We start from the raw sequence: 18,571 nt of genomic DNA on the forward strand, positions 1-18,571 counted from the left end.
GGCCTGTGAAGACACCTATCCGTTTCTTCCGTCTGTCTGGTTATGATCGGCCCCTCACATCCCGTCACGACCACACCCGTTGTGGTCGTCCCCTCCGCAGTTCCGTGCCCGGTCCGGCCGTTCGGCCACCCCTGACGTCCCCCGCCGCTCCCGCCCCCGAGGACCGATGTCTCCCATAGAACCCGAAGGCGTAAGAGGGCAGTCGACGACGCGTCGGTGGCGCAATGTGCGCCTGCGCACCCTCCTGATCTGGCTGGCCGTGGTTCCCACCGTGGCGATGGGCACCCAAGTCGCGGTGACCGCCGAACGGTTGCTGGAGCAGTCGGCGCGGCTGCGGGCCGACGTGGAGGCCGCCGAGCGGGTCGGCGCACCGCTCTACACGCTGCTGGTCGACATGCAGGAGGAGCGGACGGCGACCGCGGCCCAGTGGGCGGGCACCGACGGGGCCGAGGCCGAACTGCGCATACGGCGCGCCGCCACGGACACGGCCGCCGCCGAGTTCCGCCGCCTCGCGGACGATCCGTCGAGGTCCTTCACCGAGGTGACCCGGCAGCTCGACCGACTGCCCGCGTACCGCCAGCGCGCCGACACCCGCAGCGGCGGCGCCGACAGCACCCTGGCCTACTACTCCGATGTGATCGGCAAGGTCATCCAGGTCTACCAGCAGGAGTTCAGCCACGCGGAGGACGCCGAACTCGCCCAGGCGAGCCGCCCCGTCGTGTCGATGCTCCAGGCCACCGAGATGGTGGCCCGTGAGGACACCGTCCTGGCCCTCGCCGGACCGTCCGGGGAACTCAGCTTCGTCGGCTACGACCAGTTCGTCAGCTCCCTGGGCGCCCAGCGCTACCTCCACGAGGCGCTGATCGTCCCGCACCTGACGGAGCGGGACGAGCGGTTCTACGAACGGGTCGTCGGCTCCGAGGACTGGCAGGCGAAGACGCGCATCGAGAACGCGGTCCTCTCCGGGCACAAGGACACCGTCGCCGGCATCAAGGTGCCCGCCGAGGTCGGCGGCTGGAAGTCCGCGCACGCCAATTTCTCCGTGCAGATGACCACCCTCAACATCGACCTGGCGCGCTCGGTGCTCGCCCGCGGCGAGGCCAAGGCCGCGGAACTGCAGGCCGAGGTCGCCTGGCTGATAGCCGGGAGCGGCGGCGGGCTGCTGGCCGTCGTCGTCGTGGTCGTGTTCACCACCCGGTCCGTCCTGCGCCGCCTGCGCGAACTGCACGAACGCACGGTCACCGTGGCCGAGGAGACCCTCCCCGACGTCGTCGCACGGCTGGAGCGCGGACAGACCGTGGACCCCCAGGCCCTGCCGTCCGTCACCGGCGACCGGGACGAGGTCGGGCGCATCAGCGACGCGTTCGCCCGGGCCGTCTCCGTCTCGGTCGACGGACACCGCCGGCTGGCCGCCGAACGCCACGGCTTCGGCCTGTTCGCCTCGGGTATCGCCTCGCGCACCGGGAACCTCGTCAGCCGCCAGCTCAGTCTCACCGAGGACCTCCAGGACACCTTCGGCCACGACGAGGCTCTGCTCGCCCAGTTGATGCGGTCCGACCAGCTGACGGTCGGCATGCGACGCCAGATCGAGAACCTCCTCATCCTCGCGGGCGGCGAGGTTCCCGACCCGCACACCGAGCCCATGCGCGTCGCCGACCTGCTGCGCGAAGCCGCCGCCGAGGTCGAGGACTTCCGGCGCATCGAGCGCCAGGCCCTCGACGAGACCAGCGTGGAGCCCAGCGTCATCAGCCAGATCAGCCACCTGCTGGCCGAGCTGCTCGACAACGCCACCCGGTTCTCCCCGCCGAAGTCCAAGGTGGTCATCCGGGCCGAACTGGTCGCGGACGGGCTGACCGTCGAGATCGAGGACCGCGGGCCGCGGGTGAGCCCCGAGCGGTACGAGGAGATGAACGGGCGCCTGCACCAGGCCCCGCCGTACTCGGTGCTCGCACAGAACGCGCACCGCCTCGGCCTCTTCGTCGTGGGTCACCTCGCCGACCAGCTCGGCGCCACGGTCACCCTGCGCCGCTCCGTGTACGGGGGCACCTGCGCGGTGGTGGTCCTGCCGGCCGAGCTGCTGCTGCCGACCGAGGGGGAGACCCCGCGCGAGCCGGCCCGCCGCGAACCCGCGCTCCCGGCCCCGGCCGCCGAGCCGGCCGCCGCCGCGAAGCCCGAACGGGAGCGCGAGCCGGACACCGAGCCGGACACCGAGCGCGAGCCGGACACCGAGCCGGACACCGAGCGCGAGCCGGACACCGAGCCGGACGCCGAGCCCGAGCCGGACGCCGAGCCCGAGCCGGTCGTGCACACCAGTGCCGGACTGCCCAGCCGGCGTACCAAGGCGCCCCGGCGCGCGGCCGCCGCCGTACCCGCGGCCCGGCCGGCCCCGGCGGCCGCCCCCACGCGGCCGGCCCTCCCCGAGCGGGTCCCGCAGACCCACATAGCCGACCAACTGCGCGCGCCCCGCGTGCCGGAAACACGGGTTCCCCAGGACACCGCGACACCCGAAGAGGTCGCCGACGCCTGGGCGGACTACGAACAGGGGACCCAGACAGTGGAAGAAGAGCTCCGACGGGATCAGCCATGACCACCTCATCGAACACCGCAGCATCCAACGACGCGATCTACAGCGTCCTCGACAACAACCTGAGCAGAATCGCCGGCATCCAGGGAGCCGTGCTGCTGTCCAACGACGGCATCCGGCTCAGCGCCTACCTGCTGGACCAGCCCCAGGCCGAGCGCATGGCGGCCGCCGCCTCCGGTATCGCCTCCACGATGAAGGCGATATCCCGCGAGATCGACGGCGGCCGCGTCATCCGCCAGCTCGTCGAGATGGACGACAGGTACCTCTGCATCGTCGGCTGCGGCGAGGGCAGCACCCTCATCGTGGTGACCTCCCGCAAGGCGCGCCTCGGCGAGCTCGGCGGCGAGGCCGTCCGTACCGCGCAGGCGCTCGGCGAATGGCTGGGCACCCCCGAGCGCGGCCAGGTACCGAACCAGTAATGCCGCAGGACGAGTCGCAGCCGCAGCCCGCAAGCCGTCGCCGTACGCGGCTGTACGCCCTCACCGACGGCCGTACGGCCGCTGCGCACACCGTCCTGACCATGGACACCACCATCACGGCGGCGGTCGCCGGCGACGCGCACGGGGCGCTGCCCACCGAGTGGCAGGAGATCCTCGTCATGTGCGCGCCGCCGGGCGGGCGGGCGGTCGCGGAGATAGCGGCGCGGATGAACATCCGCCTCACCCCGATGACGCTGCTCCTCGGCGAACTCGCCGAACGCGGGCTGGTCACCCACCGGCCGCCGCTGGCGGCTTCCGACACCACCGACGTCAACCTGCTCATGAGAATCAGGGACAACCTTGCCCGGATATGACACGCCCGCCCCGCCCGACTCCGGGGAACCGGACCCGGTCAAGATCCTCATCGCCGGTGGATTCGGGGTCGGCAAGACCACCCTGGTGGAGACGATCTCCGAGATCGAGCCGCTGCGGACGGAGGAGCGGCTGACGGCCGCGGGCGTCGGCGTCGACGACCTCGCGGGCATCGAGTCCAAGACCCTCACCACCGTGGCGATGGACTTCGGCCGGATCACCCTCACCGACGCCGGAGTCGTCCTCTACCTGTTCGGCACACCGGGCCAGGAACGCTTCTGGTTCATGTGGGACGACCTCCTGAACGGCGCCCTCGGGGCGATCGTGCTGGTCGACACGCGGCGCCTCGACCGCAGCTTCCCGGCTGTCGACTTCTTCGAGAGCCGCGGCCTGCCCTTCGTCGTCGGCGCGAACTGCTTCCACGGCGAACAGCCCTACACCGCCGAGGAGATCGCGGCGGCCCTGCACCTGCGCGACCCGGACACCCCCGTCCTGATGCTCGACGCCCGCTCCCGCACGGACGTCCGCGCGTCCCTGCTCGCGCTCCTCGACGTCCTCATCGACCGCGCCGAGCATCCCCCCACGGCCGTCCCCGGCTGACCACCCGGCCCCCGCCCTCGTCCCCGCCCGGCACGACGTCCGCCAGGTGGTCCGCCAGGGTGCGGTGGGGGGCCCAGCCCCGGGAGCGGGCGCGGGTCAGGTCCAGGACCACCGGGTGGGCCAGCTGGTCCACCGCGTAGCGGCTGAGGGCCGGTTCGGCGGTCGGCAGGGCCTCCGCCACCCGGGCCGCCGTCCGGGCCAGCCGCAGGGGCAGGTGCCGGATGCGGGCCCGGACGCCGTGCGCGTCCAGCACCGAGCGGACCGCGGCGTCACGTTCGTACGGCTCGCCGTCGGCGACGTTGTACGCCCCCGGCGGCCAGGCCGCGGCCGCGAGGCAGGCCTCCGCCAGGTTCTCCACGGCCGTCAGGCTCAGCCGCACGTCCGGGCCCGGCAGCAGCAGGGTGCCCGCGCGGACCCGGGACAGCAGCCGGGGCAGCAGCGTGGTGTCGCCCGGCCCGTACACGGCCCGCGGGCGCAGCACCACCGCCCCGGCGGCCAGCGCCAGGGCCTCGCCCGCCGCCTTCGTACGGCCGTAGGCGTTCAGCTGGCCGGCGCGCCGATGGTCCTCGCCGACCAGCGAGCGGTCGAGCCGCGGGTCGTAGACACTGGCGCTGCTCACCCACACCACCGGCCGGCCCGCGGCGGCCCGCATCAGCCGCTCGGTGCCGACGACGTTGACCTCGTGCATGAGGGCCTCCGCCGCGGAACCGGGGGAGGGGTCGCCGACCGCCGCCGCGCAGTGCACGACGATGTCCACCCCGGTGAGGTCCGGGTCGCCGGAGGCCGCGTCCCAGAACCGGTGCTCGCCCACCGGGCCCGGCCTGCGCCCCAGGCCCACCACGCGCGCACCGGCCGCGGCTGCGGCGCGCGCCACGTGCCCGCCGCAGAAGCCGCTCGCGCCCGTGACCGCGATCATGACGCCGCCCGTACGCACAGCGTCCGCCAGCCCGGCAGCGCCGCACCCCGGTCCACCCGGGCCCGTGTCACCACCGGCCGGTACGGGGCCAGCGCCGCCAGTACGTCGGCCAGCTGGACGGACGCCAGCCGGGCTCCGGGGCACGCGTGCGCCCCCACCCCGAACACCAGCCGGGAGAGCGCCGGTTCCGCGGGCCGACGGGCATCCGGGTCGCGGCGGTGCGCGTCCGCCGCGTGCCGGGCGACCAGCAGCAGCCGGTCGCCGCCCCGCACCGGACAGCCGCCGACCGTGCCGTCCGCGGCGGCCACGCGCGGCAGCAGCGGCGAGGCCGCCGTGACCCGCAGCAACTCGGCCGCCAGCGCCGGGCGCAGCGCCTCGTCGGTGGCCTGGTCCCACAGCCCGGCGTCGGCGCACCAGGCCACCGCCCGCGGCAGCGCGGCCACGGTGGTGTTCACGGCGGCCACCGCCAGCATCGCGGCCGGCGCGCCGTCGGCGGGGCCCGGCCGGTCCGCCGCACCGCCGTTCTCCGCCGCCTCGCCGGCGCGCGCACGGGACGCCACCGAGCCGTCCTGAGGGCCGACGGGCCCACCGGCCGGTGCCCCCGGCGTGGCCAGCAGGTCCCGCAGCCGGGCGGCGGCCCGGACTGCGGCGGCCTCCGCGCGGGGGCGGCGCGGGCCGGGCAGGTGGCTGCGTACGGAGGCGGCCGCGGCCTCGGCGGCCGCCCGCGCGACCTCGCACGGGTCGGCGCCGGAGCCCAGCAGGGCGCACACCACCGTCCCGGACAGCTCCCGGGCCAGCTCGACGAGGTCCACCTCCCGGCCCGCGGCGAGCGGCGCGAGGCGGGCCGCGAGCAGGGGCTGCCACCGCGCCCGCAGCTCCTCCACGCCGGCCGCGCCGAGGCCTGCCGCGAGGTCCCGCCGGCCGGCCCGGTGCCCGCCGCCCTCCTGATCGAAGAGCACGCCGCCGTCGCCCGCCAGCGCGGAGCGCGCCGCGCCGCCCGTGGTGCCGGCCGCCGTCCGGTCAAGGGGCAGCCGGGTCAGGGCCTCCCGGTAGGCCTCGGCCCCGTGCACCAGCAGGGTGCCGCCGATCCGGCGGACGGGCCGTCCGCGCGTCGCGGCGAGCAGCCCGAACAGCAAGGGGTGCCCGCCCAGGTACACCCGGCGGTCGCGGCGCCGCGCCCGGGCATGGGACGTGGAATTCATCGAGGACGTACCTCCTGGGACGGGTGGGCGGGGGAAAGACAGGGACTGCGGGGGCGGAAGGTCGGCAGCGGCCCCGCGCCGCGGTTCCGGTCCGGCGGCCAGGATTCGGCCCGGCGGCGGAGTCCCCGGCCGGGATGGGGCCGCTGCCGTTACGGCCCGCCAGGGCCAGGGCCAGTGCCAGGCCCGCACCGCGCCCCCGCCGGGGCTCGTACCGGGCCACTCCCGGCCCCGGCCCCGCACCGGGCTTGTACCGGGCCACGCCGGGCCTGCACCGCGCTTCCACCGGACGCGGGCCACGCCCGGCCCCGGCGTCATGTCCGGGCCAGGCGTCGTGCCGCGAGGGCTGCCGTCGCCGCGCGGTCCGGTTTGCGCGAGCGGCCCGACAGCGGGATCCGGGCCAGGAGCACCTCGTCCGGGCGGGCGGTGCCCATGCGGGAGACCGGTTCCGACAGGGCCGCGCGCAGGGCCGGTTCGTCCGCGCCGCGCTGCGGCTGTACGACGGCGACGAGGCGTTCGTCGCCGTCGTCCGCCGGGATCCCGACGAGCACGGCCAGCTCCACCCCCGGCACGTGCAGGGCCGGCTCGTACAGGCCGGGGTAGATGTTCTCGGCCCGGCGCAGCACCATGTCCTTGCACCGGCCCTCCAGGACGATGCGGCCCGTGGCGTCCAGCCGCGCCCGGTCGCCCGTACGCACCCACGGGTCGGGCTCCTCCCCGAGGTAGCGGTGGCGGGCCGCCGGCCCCGCCAGCAGCAGCTGTCCCGCCTCGTCAAGTTCGGCCCGTACGCCCGGCAGCGGGGTCCCGACCAGGTCACCGGCCGCGTCGAAGGCGGACTTCTCGCGGGACTCGACCGCCGCGGCGGGGAACAGCTCGGTGAGCGCGTACACGCCCCAGGCCTCGGCCGCGCCCGCGGCGCGTACGCGTTCCAGCAGTCCGGCGCCGGCCGGCGCCGACCCCGTCCACACCCGGCCGTGGAAGCGGGCGCCGGCCCCCAGCGCGTCCCGCAGCCGCGGCGGGGTCAGATAGGTGTCGCAGGGCCGCAGTCCCGCCAACTGCCGTGTCAGCAGACGTGTGCCGGCGGCGGGCAGGGCCACGGGGGCGCCCCGGGTCAGTGCGGGCACGAGGACGAAGAAGGTGCCGCCGAGCACCGGCTCGTCCCCGGGGGCGTCGAACAGGGAGGAGACCGTGGCCATGCCGGCCGACAGGCTCGCCCGCGTGTGCACCACGGCCCGCGGCCGGGAGGTGGTCCCGGAGGTGAACACGATCACCGCGTCGGCGGCGCCGTCCACGGCGGCCCGGGCCGGCACACCCACCCGGGGCGCCCCCAGGTCCAGCGCGGGCGCGCACCCCGGGAGCCGGGGCCCGACCGTGGCCACCGGCCCGAGACCGGCCAGCCCGGGCAGCGCGAGCCCGGCCCGGCGGGCCAGCGGCCGGGCCCAGCCCGCCACCGCCTGCGCGGCGGCGTCGGCCAGCACCAGCGCGGGCCGCGCCAGCGCGAGGCGGGCGCGCAGGACGTCGGGCCCGGCGCCCGGATCCAGGACGGCCCCGCGCAGCCCGAGCCGCCACAGCGCGAGCAGGACGGCGAGGGCCCGCGGGCCCGGGCGCACCGCGACCCCGACGGTGTCCCCGGCGCGCAGCCCGCGCGCGTGCAGGGCGGCGGCGAACGCGTCCGCCAGTTCGGCGAGTTCGCCGCGGGTGGCGCGCACCCGGGACGCCCCGGTACGGCTCGCGGTGAGCACGGCGGGCCGTTCGGGGCGGGTGGTGCGCAGGGCGTGGTCGAGTCGGTCCAGCATCAGCGGGGGTCGTCCGTTCCGTGCTTCCCGCTGCCCTGGTCCAGGTACCAGCGGGCGGTGCCGGCGAGCCCGTAGGCCCGCAGGCGCCGTGTCGAGTTCTCCACGACCATCTCCCGGCAGTGGACGATCCGGTCGGTGTGGCGGCGTACGGCGTTGAGGAAGAGGCGGTCGGTCGGCGAGGGGCGCCGCGGCATCCCGCCGACGGCCAGGTACAGCTCTGCGGTGATCGCCATGTTGTTCCCGGCGTGCATGCGGTACGGCGCCCGGTAGCCGTGGCGGCGGGCGTGCCGCGGCCGCAGCCGGCCGAACAGCGCCGCGAGCGCCACCAGCACTCCGAACCCGGCCCGGCCCAGCGGGCCGTGCTCGTCGCGGCGGGCCGTGATCCGCCCGCACACGAGCCCGGGGCGGCGGGTGAGCGCGGTCCGCGCGGCGCCCGTCCAGCCGGGCCGGGGCAGGCAGTCGGCGTCGGTCCGGGCGAGGAGGGCCGCGCCGCGGCCGATCGCGTACCGGAAGCCGGTGTCCACGGCGGAGCCGACCCCCTTCTCGGGTTCCTCGATCACCTCCACCGGGAAGGGCGCGGACGCCGCGAACTCCCGGGCGACGGCCCCGGTGCCGTCCGCCGAGGCGTTGTCGACGACGAGGAGGGTGAAGTCCCGGTCGCGCTGCGCGGCGAGCGCCCGCAGGGTGTCCGCGAGCCGGGCCTCCTCCTCGTGCGCGGGCACCACGACCCACAGACGGCTCATGACTTCTCCCAGACCATTGTCATGATGCTGATGCCGCCGCCCAGGCCGACGAACAGCACCCGTTCGCCCGGAGCCAGTTGGGGGAAGACGCGGTCCAGCTGTACGCCGATGCTCGCGCTCGCGATGTTGCCGAGCTCCGGCACCGTCACCACCAGCTTGCCGGCGGGCACCCCGGTCAGTTCGGCGAACCGCTCCAGGTAGGGGACCGTCACCTGGTGGACGAGGACCTTGGCGAAGTCGTCCCAGCCCATCCCCGTGCGGTGCAGCGTCCGGTCGATGACGGCGGTGCCCACCTTCTCGAAGACGCCGCGCAGTTCGTGCCCGTCACCGCGGAAGTAGGTGTACGCGTCCCCGCGCGGGTGCCGCGAACCGCCGCCGGGTATGCCGCCGACCTCCCAGTGCTCCGAGTGGGTCTCGGTGTCCACGTGGAGGATGCCGCCCCGGTCCACGGCCTCCACCACGACGGCCGCGCCCGCGTCGCCGAAGGTGTAGCCGGCGAACCCGTCGCGCAGCTCCGCGAGTGAGGACGGGTCCTTGCGCACTGCGCGGCTGGGGGTCTCACCGGTGACCACCAGGGCCCGCCGGGCCCGGCCCGCGAGGATCATGGACCGGGCGAGGTCGATGCCGTTCACGAAGCTGTTGCAGGCGTTGGTGACGTCCAGGGCGTGGGCCCGCGAGCCCAGTTCCGCCTGCACGATGTGCGCGGTCGCGGGCTCGACCATGTCGCGGGAGGCGGACGCGAAGAGCAGCAGGTCGATGTCGAGCGGGGAGAGGGAGGCGGATTCCAGTGCCCGGCGGGCGGCGCCCACGGCGAGCGTGGAGGCGTACACGCCCTCGCCCGCGACACGGCGGGAGACGATCCCGGTGGCCTGCGTCAGCAGCCTCGGCGGCAGCGTCAGGCCACTGCGGCGCGCCACCTCCGCCTGGAGGGCCTCCGAGGAGAGTGCCTCGTCGGGCAGGAAGCTGCCGACGGCGGTCGGCCCGGCGCTGCGCGGCGGGTCACACGGCTCGATGAACATGTCCCCACGATGGCAAGGCGGGTGCGTCCGGGCCTGAGTACGGATGCTCAGTTCGCCGGGGTCCGGTGCGCGGCCCGGATGAGTAGGAACGCCGCGTTCCGGCCAAGTGGCCCGTTCCCGTCTCCTGGTGTGGGGCGTGTGGTGCGCCGTACCCTCCCAGCGGCGCGGCAGCGGCGGGCGACCGGGCCCGCGGGCCGCACCGGAACGCCTTCCGTTCCCCAGGTGTACGGCGCGGTGTCACGAAGACACCCCCGTCCGGTACCCCGGGACCGCTGTCCTTGGGGCGCCCCTCGACTCCCCCCTCACCCCCAGAGGTCGTCACCCCATGGCAGAACTCAACCGTCGCAGGTTCCTGCAGATAGCCGGCGGCACGGCCGCCGTCGCCATGCTGAACGACAGCATCGCGCGGGCCGCCGCCATCTCCGCCCAGGGCACCACCGGAACGATCCAGGACATCGAGCACATCGTCGTCCTCATGCAGGAGAACCGGTCCTTCGACCACTACTTCGGCGCGATGAAGGGGGTCCGGGGCTTCGGCGACCCGCGGCCGGTCCTCCAGGACAACGGCAAGCCGGTCTTCCACCAGTCGAACGGGACGAAGGACATCCTGCCCTTCCACCCGCAGATCGAGGACCTCGGGATGCAGTTCCTGGAAGGGCTCAACCACGACTGGGCCGGCGGCCACCAGGCCTACAACAACGGCAAGTACGACAAGTGGATCCCGGCCAAGACGGCCACCACCATGTCGTACATGACACGGAACGACATCCCGTTCCACTACGCCCTCGCCGACGCCTTCACGGTGTGCGACGCCTACCACTGCTCCTTCATCGGCGCCACGGACCCGAACCGCTACTACATGTGGACGGGCTACACCGGCAACGACGGCGTGGGCGGCGGCCCGGTCCTGGGCAACCAGGAACTCGGCTACGGATGGAAGACCTACCCCGAGCGACTGGAGTCCGCCGGGATCTCCTGGAAGGTCTACCAGGACATCGGCGACGGCCTGAACGCCGCCGGATCCTGGGGCTGGATCAACGACGCCTTCCGCGGCAACTACGGCGACAACTCCCTGCTGTACTTCAACAGCTACCGGAGCGCCCAGCCGGGCAGCCCCCTGTACGAGAAGGCCCGCACCGGCACGAACGTCAAGGCGGGCGACGGCTACTTCGACCGGCTGCGCGCCGACGTGGTGGACGGCACGCTGCCCCAGGTCTCCTGGATCGCCGCCCCCGAGGCGTTCAGCGAGCACTCCAACTGGCCGACGAACTTCGGCGCCTGGTACATCTCCAAGGTCCTGGACGCCCTCACGGCGAACCCGGCGGTGTGGGCGAAGACCGCCCTGTTCATCACCTACGACGAGAACGACGGCTTCTTCGACCACGTGGTCCCGCCGTACCCGCCGGCGTCCTCCGCCTGGGGCCTGTCCACGGCCGACGTCAAGGGCGACCTGTACGCGGGCGGCGGCGGTTACGCGGCCGGACCGTACGGCCTCGGCCCGCGCGTCCCGATGATCGTGGTCTCCCCGTGGAGCAAGGGCGGCTACGTCTGCTCCGAGACCTTCGACCACACCTCGGTGATCCGCTTCATGGAGAAGCGCTTCGGGGTGCACGAACCGAACATCTCCCCGTGGCGCCGCGCCGTCTGCGGCGACCTGACCTCGGCCTTCGACTTCACCCGGGCCGACGCCGCCCCCGCCGCGCTGCCCTCCACGGCCGCGTACGTCCCGCCGGACAAGGACCGCCACCCGTCCTACCACCCGACGCCGCCCGCCACCGGAGCCCTGCCCCCGCAGGAGGCCGGGTCCAAGCCGACCCGCGCGCTCGGCTACGTCCCGTATGTGGACGGCGCCCGCACCGTCTCCACCGGCAGGTTCACCCTCACCTTCGCCTCCGGTCCGACCCTGGGCGCCCACTTCCACAGCACCTCGGGCAACCGCACGGACGGCCCCTGGCCCTACACCGTCGAGGCGGGCAAGACCCTCTCGGACACCTGGTCCACCAGCAGCTCCACCGGCAACCAGGTCAACCTGACGGTGTGGGGCCCCAACGGCTTCCTGCGCACCTGGAAGGGCCCGGCGAAGAAGGCGGGCCCCGAGGTCACCGCCCGCCACGTCACCGCCACCGGCAACCTGGCCCTGACGATGACCAACACCGGCACGGCCGCCGTCAACCTCACGGTGACCAACGCCTACGGCGGCGCCGCCCAGACCTTCCGCGTCGCGGCCGGCGGCACGGCCACCCACACCGTGGACCTGGGCGCGACGGGCCGCTGGTACGACGTCAAGGTGGTCTCCGACCTCGACTCCACCTTCCTGCGGCGCTTCGCCGGCCATGTGGAGACCGGCGCTCCGGGCGTTTCCGACCCCGCGATCAGGACCGCCTGATCCGGTCCTCCGGTGCGCGCAGCAGCCGCCGTTCCAGGACCGCCAGGTCCGCGGGACGGTGGCTGCGGGCGTGCCGGAGCAGCAGGTCCCGGGCGGTGTCCGGGACCCGGCGCCGCTTCGGGTGGCGGGTGGTGAACTCCTCGCCCGCGAAGAACCGCACCGCGCCCTCCAGCCCGGCACGGTCGGACTCCCTCACCGCCCAGGCCAGTTCCGCGGTCGCGCCCCCGCCAGCAGCCGCATCGGGGCCCGTTCGGCGAGCAGCCACGCCGCGTCGCGCGGCTCCTGCCGTACGGCGCCCAGCCAGCCGAAGGCCACGCTCAGCGGCACCCCGGCCGGCGGCGCGGGCTCCTCGGTGCCCGAGGCCAGGGCCTCGGCGTACTCCCGCAGCGCGCCGGGCGCCGCGGCCGCCCAGCGGGCCCGGTGGCGGGCCGGGATGCCCTCGGGGGACAACGGGTCCAGCAGCCGCCCCGACTCGGGCGTGGGGTGGCGGGTCCCGTCGTCGTCCCCGCACGAGCAGTCGAACAGGTACTCGCCGGCCTCGGCGGCGAGCCTGCGGCCGAGTTCACGGACGGCCCGGACCTCGGCGGCCTCGGCGGGGTCGGTGATCTCGTAGCTCCGCGGGTGATGGGGGTGCCGGGCCCCGTCCGGCCGCGAGAAGTCCCCCATGACCAGCCGGTCCGTGCGCGATGTCGGCCTCACGGTGTGATGGTAGGCGCGTTGGGCATGACGTACGGCGTCGGCTGTCACCACACCCGTCACCGAGGGAGAACGCATGGCCATCGCCCACCGCCGGATCGGCACCGGACCCGTCCGCGTCATCGTGCTGCACGACTGGTTCGGCACCTCCGCCAACTGGGGCTCCGTGCTGGACCACCTGGACCCCGAAGGGTTCAGTTACGCCTTCCTCGACTACCGCGGTTACGGCGAACGCCGGGACGTCCCCGGCCGCCACACCCTCGCCGAGATCGCCGACGACGTCCTCGAACTCGCCGACGAGCTGGGCTGGGACACCTTCTCCCTGCTCGGCCACTCCATGGGCGGCAAGGCCGCCCAGCAGGTCCTCGTCCGCACCCCCGAGCGGATCGAGAAGCTGATCGGGCTGGCTCCCGTGCCGGCCGCGCCCTACGAGATGGACGACGCCACCCACGAGCTGTTCTTCGGCGCCGCCGAGAGCCCCGGGAACCGGCGCCTCATCCTCGACCTCGTCACCGGCAACCGGGCGAGCCGCCACTGGCTCGACCGGATGGTCGACCACTCCCTGGAGGTCTCCCGGCCGGAGGCCTTCGCCGCTTACCTCGCCAGCTGGCAGTCCCTCGACCTGTCCGCCGCGGTGAAGGGGAACACCGTCCCGGTGCTCGTGCTGGTCGGTGAGTACGACCTGGCGCTCACCGCCGACGTGATGAGGGCCACATGGCAGGCCTGGTACCCGAACTGCCGGATCGTGACCCTCGCCGGCGCGGGGCACTACCCGCCGCACGAGACCCCGGTGGCCTTCGCCACGGAGGTGGAGGCCTTCCTCCGCGACTAGCGCGACCAGCGGCGCGGTGACGAAAAAACCCCTGGGGTACGAGGAGACCTCGTACCCCAGGGGGATCAGGGTGAGTGACGGGACTTGAACCCGCGGCCACCTGGACCACAACCAGGTGCTCTACCAACTGAGCTACACCCACCACGAAGGGCGGCGGACCGCCCGTTCGATGTGCAAGCACAGCATAGCCGATCTGCGGGGTGGTCCTGCGACGCGTTATCCGGCCGACCGGCTCGCGGCCGGGGTGGCGGCGAGCCCGGCCCCGACCCCGTTCCGGCGGCGGCCGGCGGCGTGCCGGGCGGCCGCCGCGGCGAGGGCCCTGATGATCGGATGGGGCCGCGCCGTGTCCCCCTGGAGCTCCGGCTGGAAGAGCGTGGCCAGGAAGAACGGGTGCCCGGGCAGCTCCGCGATGCGCGCCTGCCCGTCCTCGTCGTGCCCCGACAGCCGCAGCCCGTGCGCGGTGAGGGCCGGCAGGTGCCGGGGAGCCGGCCCGTAGTTGCAGTGGTAGCGCTCCATCGACCGCTCCGCGCCGAGCGCGGCCTCGGCGAGCGACCCGGGCTCGGCCCGTACGAGGCCCTCGTGGCCGACGAGCGAGCAGGCGAGCGGGGCGATCAGCAGGTCCCGCGCCCCGGGGTCGTTCTCGGCGTGCGCGACATCGTCCAGCCCGCACACCGACCGGGCGTACTCCAGCAGCGTGTGCTGGAAGCCGCCGCACGTCCCGAGGAAGGGGATGCCCTCCTCACGGGCCACCCGGATCGCCGCCAGCGCCCCCGCCTCGCTGGCGTACGGACTGCCCGGCAGCACCCACACGGCGTCGAAGCGGGCCAGGGTCCCGGCGGCGGCCTCGGCCGCGGCGTCGCCGGTGGGGATCCAGCAGGCGTCCAGGACGAGCCCGTCGCGGGCGGCGAGGGCGTCGAGGAGAAGCGGGATCCGGGTGTGGGACATCACGTGGGGGGAGCGGTCGCCGACGAGGGCGATCCGCGCCACCCCCGAGGCGTCGGCGGTACGCGCCGCGTGAGCCGTGTCTGCCGTGTGAGCGGTGCCTGCCGAGCCTGCCGTGCCTGCTGTGGGAGCCGATGGAGCCGTGGGAGCCGTGCGTGCGGTGGTCATGCGGATCATCCTGGGGCCGCCGCCCGCTTCAGCGCCAACGATTGTTCGCGCACCTGCGATAAGTGATCCTGATGGCCATGGATCCGCACCTGCTCCGCACCTTCGTCACCGTGGCCCGGCTCTCCTCCTTCTCCGGCGCCGCCCGCGAGCTGGGCTACACCCAGTCCGCCGTCTCCCAGCACATCGCCGCGCTGGAAGGGGACCTGCGGGCGGAGCTCCTCACCCGCCGGCCCGTCGCACCGACCCCGGCCGGGGAGCGGCTCCTGGAGCACGCCGGACCGCTCCTGCTGCGGCTCGACGCCGCGCGGGCCGACGTACTGCGGCTGGCCGCCGCCCCGCCCGGGCGCGTCACCCTCGCCGTGTCCCCGCTCGCCGTCGGCCCGCGGCTGCTCGCGGCCCTGCCCGCCACCGGCGTCACCCTGCGCGTGCTGCCCCCGGCCGAGGTGCCCGCCGCCGTGGCCACCGGCGGTTGCGACCTCGGACTGGTCGACGGCCCGGCCGCCCCCAGCGACCCGCTGCGGCTGCCCGACGTGGCGCCGCTCACCGTGACCGGGGTGGGGGAGGAGGAGCTGGCCGTGCTCCTGCCCGACGGACACCCCTTCGCCGGCCGGGCCGCCGTCCGGCTGGACGACCTCGCCGACGCCCGCTGGATCGACGCCCCCGGCGTCGGCCTGCCGCTCACCGCCGCCCGTGCCGCCGTCCGCTACGAGGGCACCGACCTGCTCGCCCTCTGCGCCCTGGCCGCCGCCGGGCACGGCCTCGCGCTCCTGCCGCGCCGTGTCGCCGAGGCCGCCGGCGCGGGCGTCGCCGTACCGCTGTCCGGCCCGCGCCTGGTGCACCGTACGGAACTGCTCTCGCCCGGCACCCCGACCGGCGCGGCCGCCGCCCTCGCGGCACGGCTCACGGCAGGATCCCCCGTATGACGGATGACATCGACGCCGCCGGCCCCGCCCCCTTCACCGCGGCCGACTACGCCGCCCGTATGGCCTCGGCCGCGCGGAGCGCCGCCGACGCGGGGCTCGCCGGACTGCTGATCGCCCCCGGCCCCGACCTCACCCACCTCACCGGATACCGCCCCACCGCCGAGACCGAGCGGCTGACCCTCCTCGTGCTGGCCGCCGGCCAGGACCCGGTGCTGATCGTGCCCGCCCTGGAGGCTCCCGACGCGGCCTCCGCCCCCGGGGCGGGCGCGCTGACCCTGCGGGACTGGGCCGACGGGAAGGACCCGTACGCGGTGACCGCGCCCCTGCTGGACTTCCGCGGCCGCTTCGGCGTCAGCGACAACACCTGGTCCCTGCATCTCCTCGGCCTTCAGAGGGAGTTGCCGAACACCTCCTACGCGGCGCTCACCGACTGCCTGCCGATGCTCCGCGCCGTGAAGGACCCGCGGGAGCTGGAGCGCCTCGCCGCGGCGGGAGCCGCCGCGGACGCCGCCTACGCGCAGATCCTCCACCTCCCCTTCGCCGGCCGCCGCGAGAGCGACGTCGCCGCCGACCTGGCCGCCCTGCTGCGCACGCACGGACACTCACAGGTCGACTTCACCGTCGTCGGCTCCGGCCCCAACGGCGCGAACCCGCACCACGAGGCCGGCGACCGCGTCATCCGTCACGGCGACATGGTCGTCCTCGACTTCGGCGGCCTGCGCTTCGGCTACGGCTCCGACATCTCCCGTACGGTGCACGTCGGCGAGCCCACCGCCGAGGAGCAGCGCGTCCACGACATCGTGCGCGAGGCCCAGCAGGCGGGCGTGGCGGCGGTCCGGCCCGGCATCGCCTGCCAGGAGGTGGACCGGGCGGCCCGGGCCGTGATCACCGAGTTCGGCTACGGCGACCGCTTCATCCACCGCACCGGCCACGGCATCGGCGTCACCACCCACGAACCCCCGTACATGGTCGAGGGCGAGGAACAGCCCCTGGTGCCCGGCATGTGCTTCTCCGTGGAGCCCGGCGTGTATGTGCCGGGCCGCTTCGGCGTCCGCATCGAGGACATCGTGACCGTCACCGAGGACGGCGGACGCCGCCTCAACCACGCCCCACGCGAACTCGCCGTCGTCGAGTAGACCCCGCGCTCAGAGCCCGAGGACCACCGCCGACTCTCCCGGCAGGTGGATCCTCCCGTCCGGCCCGGGGCGTTCGAGCGGCTCCCAGGACGCCAGCACCCGTACCCTGTTGCGGCCCAGCGCGATCGTCACCGGCTCGGCGGACAGGTTCACGGCCACCCGTACGTCGCCCCGCCGGAAGGTGAGCCAGCGCCGCTCCTCGTCATGGGCGACCCGGACCGCCGCCAGGTCCGGGTCCCGCAGGTCCGGGTGGGTGCGGCGGAGCGCGACCAGGGTGCGGTACCAGTCCAGCAGGCGGGCGTGGACCGGCTGTTCGGGCTCCGACCAGTTCAGGCAGGAACGGTCCCGGGTGGCCGGGTCCTGCGGATCGGGGATCTCCTCGGCCTTCCAGCCGTGCGCCGCGAACTCCCGGCGCCGGCCGGACCGCACCGCCTCGGCGAGCTCCGGATCGGGGTGGTCGGTGAAGTACTGCCAGGGGGTGCGCGCGCCCCACTCCTCGCCCATGAACAGCATCGGGACGAAGGGCCCGGTCAGCGTCACCGCCGCCGCGCAGGACAGCAGCCCGGGGGAGAGGGAGGCCGAGAGCCGGTCGCCGAGCGCCCGGTTGCCGATCTGGTCGTGGGTCTGGGAGTAGCCGACGAACCGGTGGGCAGGGGTCCGGCGGTGGTCCACCGGGCGGCCGTGCGTGCGGCCCCGGAAGGACGACCAGGTCCCGTCGTGGAAGAACACCCGGGTCAGGGTCTTGGCCAGGGCGGCCAGCGGGGCCTCGGCGAAGTCGGCGTAGTACGCCTGGGATTCGCCGGTCAGCGCGCAGTGCAGGGCGTGGTGGAAGTCGTCGTTCCACTGGGCCTGCAGCCCCGGACCACCGGCGGCGCGCGGGGTGGTGGTGCGCGGGTCGCACCGGTCGGACTCGGCGATCAGGAACAGCGGCCGGCCGCTCTCGGCGGCGAGCGCGTCGACGGCCGCGGACAGTTCCTCCAGGAAGGTCAGCGCCCGCCCGTCGGCCAGGGCGTGGACGGCGTCGAGCCGCAGCCCGTCGATGCCGTAGTCGCGCAGCCAGGCGAGCGCGCTGCCGATGAGATACGCGCGGACCTCGTCGGAGCCCGGCGCGTCCAGGTTCACCGCGGCACCCCACGGGGTGTGGTGGGTGTCGGTGAAGTACGGGCCGAAGGCGGGCAGGTGGTTGCCTGAGGGGCCGAGGTGGTTGTGCACGACGTCGAGGACCACGCCCAGCCCGGCCGCGTGCGCGGCCGTCGTGAAGCGGGCCAGGCCGGCCGGGCCGCCGTACGGCTCGTGCACGGACCAGGGCGCGACCCCGTCGTACCCCCAGCCGTGCCGGCCGGAGAAGGAGCACACCGGCATCAGCTCCACGTGTGTGACCCCGAGGGCGACGAGGTGGCCGAGGCGGGCCGCGGCGGCGTCGAAGGTGCCCTCGGGGGTGAAGGTGCCGATGTGGAGCTCGTACAGGACCGCGTCCTGGAGCGGGATGCGCGGCGACGGGGCGGACCCGGCGGACTGCGGGGCGGACTGCGGGGCGAGGGCGTCGAGGTCGACGACGGCGGACAGCCCGTCGGGACCGTCCGGGAGCCGCCGGCCGCGCGGGTCGGGTCGCGGGACGGTTTCCCCGTCGAGCAGGAAGCCGTAGCGGCTGCCGTCCCCGGCCGGGGCCTGCACCGTCCACCAGCCGTCCCGGTCCGGATCGCGTGCCATGTCGTACGTCGCGTCGTCGAGTCGCAGGGCGACCCGGTCCGTCAGCGGTGCCCACACCTCGAACCGCACGGGCGGCCCCCTCGTCTGTCGGCGGTGTCCAGCATGCTCATCGTGCCCATCATTACGGGGG

At 74.9% G+C, this 18,571-nt stretch carries 17 protein-coding genes and 1 tRNA gene; 8 read left to right on the forward strand and 10 right to left on the reverse strand.

The window, feature by feature from the left end:
- Nucleotides 1–226: 226 nt before the first annotated feature.
- Genes NRK68_RS26835 through NRK68_RS26850 form a run of 4 tightly spaced genes read left to right on the forward strand, consistent with a single transcriptional unit; the run spans nucleotide 227 to nucleotide 3,975 of the window.
- Entirely contained in the window at nucleotides 227–2,587 is a 2,361-nt protein-coding gene (locus NRK68_RS26835; RefSeq protein WP_257856986.1) for a sensor histidine kinase, read from the forward strand.
- Complete coding sequence (locus NRK68_RS26840; RefSeq protein WP_030960438.1) at nucleotides 2,584–3,003, forward strand: roadblock/LC7 domain-containing protein; 420 nt, start codon at nucleotides 2,584–2,586, stop codon at nucleotides 3,001–3,003. The genes NRK68_RS26835 and NRK68_RS26840 overlap by 4 nt, the downstream gene beginning before the upstream one ends.
- Complete coding sequence (locus NRK68_RS26845; protein WP_257856987.1) at nucleotides 3,003–3,377, forward strand: DUF742 domain-containing protein; 375 nt, start codon at nucleotides 3,003–3,005, stop codon at nucleotides 3,375–3,377. Before NRK68_RS26840 ends, NRK68_RS26845 begins: the two co-directional genes overlap by 1 nt.
- The gene (locus NRK68_RS26850) at nucleotides 3,364–3,975 is read left to right on the forward strand and encodes a GTP-binding protein (RefSeq protein WP_183068439.1); all 612 of its coding nucleotides are present in this window, start codon (nucleotides 3,364–3,366) and stop codon (nucleotides 3,973–3,975) included. The genes NRK68_RS26845 and NRK68_RS26850 overlap by 14 nt, the downstream gene beginning before the upstream one ends.
- On the opposite strand, the gene NRK68_RS26855 is transcribed toward NRK68_RS26850, so the two are convergent.
- The 5 genes from NRK68_RS26855 to NRK68_RS26875 form a co-directional block, all read right to left on the reverse strand.
- The gene (locus NRK68_RS26855) at nucleotides 3,932–4,891 is read right to left on the reverse strand and encodes an NAD-dependent epimerase/dehydratase family protein (RefSeq protein ID WP_183068440.1); all 960 of its coding nucleotides are present in this window, start codon (nucleotides 4,889–4,891) and stop codon (nucleotides 3,932–3,934) included. The two genes, NRK68_RS26850 and NRK68_RS26855, sit on opposite strands and share 44 nt — an antisense overlap.
- Complete coding sequence (locus tag NRK68_RS26860; RefSeq protein ID WP_257856988.1) at nucleotides 4,888–6,093, reverse strand: cytochrome P450 family protein; 1,206 nt, start codon at nucleotides 6,091–6,093, stop codon at nucleotides 4,888–4,890. The genes NRK68_RS26855 and NRK68_RS26860 overlap by 4 nt, the downstream gene beginning before the upstream one ends.
- A gap of 311 nt (nucleotides 6,094–6,404) precedes the next feature.
- Nucleotides 6,405–7,886 carry an AMP-binding protein gene (locus tag NRK68_RS26865; RefSeq protein WP_183068513.1) on the reverse strand — a complete coding sequence of 494 codons (1,482 nt, stop codon included), beginning with the start codon at nucleotides 7,884–7,886 and terminating at the stop codon, nucleotides 6,405–6,407.
- A complete protein-coding gene (locus NRK68_RS26870; RefSeq protein ID WP_183068514.1) occupies nucleotides 7,886–8,629 on the reverse strand; it encodes a glycosyltransferase family 2 protein in 744 nt (247 codons plus the stop codon). Before NRK68_RS26870 ends, NRK68_RS26865 begins: the two co-directional genes overlap by 1 nt.
- Nucleotides 8,626–9,648 carry a 3-oxoacyl-ACP synthase III family protein gene (locus NRK68_RS26875; protein WP_257856989.1) on the reverse strand — a complete coding sequence of 341 codons (1,023 nt, stop codon included), beginning with the start codon at nucleotides 9,646–9,648 and terminating at the stop codon, nucleotides 8,626–8,628. The genes NRK68_RS26870 and NRK68_RS26875 overlap by 4 nt, the downstream gene beginning before the upstream one ends.
- A 325-nt stretch (nucleotides 9,649–9,973) precedes the next feature.
- Here NRK68_RS26875 and NRK68_RS26880 point away from each other — a divergent pair, with 325 nt between their 5' ends.
- Nucleotides 9,974–12,034, forward strand: a complete 2,061-nt coding sequence (locus NRK68_RS26880; protein ID WP_257856990.1) for a phosphocholine-specific phospholipase C — start codon at nucleotides 9,974–9,976, stop codon at nucleotides 12,032–12,034.
- Here the strand turns inward: NRK68_RS26880 and NRK68_RS26885 are convergent.
- Together NRK68_RS26885 and NRK68_RS26890 are read right to left on the reverse strand one after the other, a co-directional pair.
- Nucleotides 12,021–12,230, reverse strand: coding sequence for a hypothetical protein (locus NRK68_RS26885; RefSeq protein ID WP_257856991.1), 210 nt, complete (start codon nucleotides 12,228–12,230; stop codon nucleotides 12,021–12,023). The genes NRK68_RS26880 and NRK68_RS26885 overlap by 14 nt on opposite strands.
- Nucleotides 12,227–12,733 (reverse strand): hypothetical protein, encoded by a 507-nt coding sequence (locus tag NRK68_RS26890; RefSeq protein ID WP_257856992.1) that lies wholly within the window; start codon nucleotides 12,731–12,733, stop codon nucleotides 12,227–12,229. The genes NRK68_RS26885 and NRK68_RS26890 overlap by 4 nt, the downstream gene beginning before the upstream one ends.
- Before the next feature lie 73 nt (nucleotides 12,734–12,806).
- Between NRK68_RS26890 and NRK68_RS26895 the strand changes: the two genes are divergently transcribed.
- The gene (locus tag NRK68_RS26895; protein WP_183068518.1) at nucleotides 12,807–13,562 is read left to right on the forward strand and encodes an alpha/beta fold hydrolase; all 756 of its coding nucleotides are present in this window, start codon (nucleotides 12,807–12,809) and stop codon (nucleotides 13,560–13,562) included.
- Nucleotides 13,563–13,631: 69 nt separating this feature from the next.
- Here the strand turns inward: NRK68_RS26895 and NRK68_RS26900 are convergent.
- Both NRK68_RS26900 and NRK68_RS26905 read right to left on the reverse strand, forming a co-directional pair.
- Nucleotides 13,632–13,704: transfer RNA gene (locus tag NRK68_RS26900), tRNA-His, on the reverse strand.
- Nucleotides 13,705–13,778: 74 nt separating this feature from the next.
- Complete coding sequence (locus NRK68_RS26905; protein WP_257856993.1) at nucleotides 13,779–14,672, reverse strand: CTP synthase C-terminal region-related (seleno)protein; 894 nt, start codon at nucleotides 14,670–14,672, stop codon at nucleotides 13,779–13,781.
- Between the two features lie 77 nt (nucleotides 14,673–14,749).
- Between NRK68_RS26905 and NRK68_RS26910 the strand changes: the two genes are divergently transcribed.
- Both NRK68_RS26910 and NRK68_RS26915 read left to right on the forward strand, forming a co-directional pair.
- On the forward strand, nucleotides 14,750–15,595 hold the full coding sequence (locus NRK68_RS26910) for a LysR family transcriptional regulator (RefSeq protein WP_257856994.1): 846 nt from the start codon (nucleotides 14,750–14,752) through the stop codon (nucleotides 15,593–15,595).
- A complete protein-coding gene (locus NRK68_RS26915; protein WP_257856995.1) occupies nucleotides 15,592–16,731 on the forward strand; it encodes an aminopeptidase P family protein in 1,140 nt (379 codons plus the stop codon). The genes NRK68_RS26910 and NRK68_RS26915 overlap by 4 nt, the downstream gene beginning before the upstream one ends.
- A gap of 9 nt (nucleotides 16,732–16,740) precedes the next feature.
- Here the strand turns inward: NRK68_RS26915 and treZ are convergent, their stop codons facing one another.
- Nucleotides 16,741–18,510, reverse strand: coding sequence for a malto-oligosyltrehalose trehalohydrolase (gene treZ, locus NRK68_RS26920; protein ID WP_257856996.1), 1,770 nt, complete (start codon nucleotides 18,508–18,510; stop codon nucleotides 16,741–16,743).
- Between the last annotated feature and the right edge of the window lie 61 nt (nucleotides 18,511–18,571).

This window comes from Streptomyces yangpuensis (assembly GCF_024666385.1).
Taxonomy (GTDB): Bacteria; Actinomycetota; Actinomycetes; order Streptomycetales; family Streptomycetaceae; genus Streptomyces; species Streptomyces yangpuensis.

What these genes read in the sequence shown, in the direction of transcription:
- NRK68_RS26840 (WP_030960438.1), top strand. Translation starts at nt 2,584, where the DNA reads ATGACCACCTCATCGAACACCGCAGCATCCAACGACGCGATCTACAGC.
- NRK68_RS26845 (WP_257856987.1), top strand. Translation starts at nt 3,003, where the DNA reads ATGCCGCAGGACGAGTCGCAGCCGCAGCCCGCAAGCCGTCGCCGTACG.
- NRK68_RS26855 (WP_183068440.1), bottom strand. Translation starts at nt 4,891, where the DNA reads ATGATCGCGGTCACGGGCGCGAGCGGCTTCTGCGGCGGGCACGTGGCG.
- NRK68_RS26860 (WP_257856988.1), bottom strand. Translation starts at nt 6,093, where the DNA reads ATGAATTCCACGTCCCATGCCCGGGCGCGGCGCCGCGACCGCCGGGTG.
- NRK68_RS26865 (WP_183068513.1), bottom strand. Translation starts at nt 7,886, where the DNA reads ATGCTGGACCGACTCGACCACGCCCTGCGCACCACCCGCCCCGAACGG.
- NRK68_RS26870 (WP_183068514.1), bottom strand. Translation starts at nt 8,629, where the DNA reads ATGAGCCGTCTGTGGGTCGTGGTGCCCGCGCACGAGGAGGAGGCCCGG.
- NRK68_RS26875 (WP_257856989.1), bottom strand. Translation starts at nt 9,648, where the DNA reads ATGTTCATCGAGCCGTGTGACCCGCCGCGCAGCGCCGGGCCGACCGCC.
- NRK68_RS26880 (WP_257856990.1), top strand. Translation starts at nt 9,974, where the DNA reads ATGGCAGAACTCAACCGTCGCAGGTTCCTGCAGATAGCCGGCGGCACG.
- NRK68_RS26895 (WP_183068518.1), top strand. Translation starts at nt 12,807, where the DNA reads ATGGCCATCGCCCACCGCCGGATCGGCACCGGACCCGTCCGCGTCATC.
- NRK68_RS26905 (WP_257856993.1), bottom strand. Translation starts at nt 14,672, where the DNA reads ATGACCACCGCACGCACGGCTCCCACGGCTCCATCGGCTCCCACAGCA.
- NRK68_RS26910 (WP_257856994.1), top strand. Translation starts at nt 14,750, where the DNA reads ATGGATCCGCACCTGCTCCGCACCTTCGTCACCGTGGCCCGGCTCTCC.
- NRK68_RS26915 (WP_257856995.1), top strand. Translation starts at nt 15,592, where the DNA reads ATGACGGATGACATCGACGCCGCCGGCCCCGCCCCCTTCACCGCGGCC.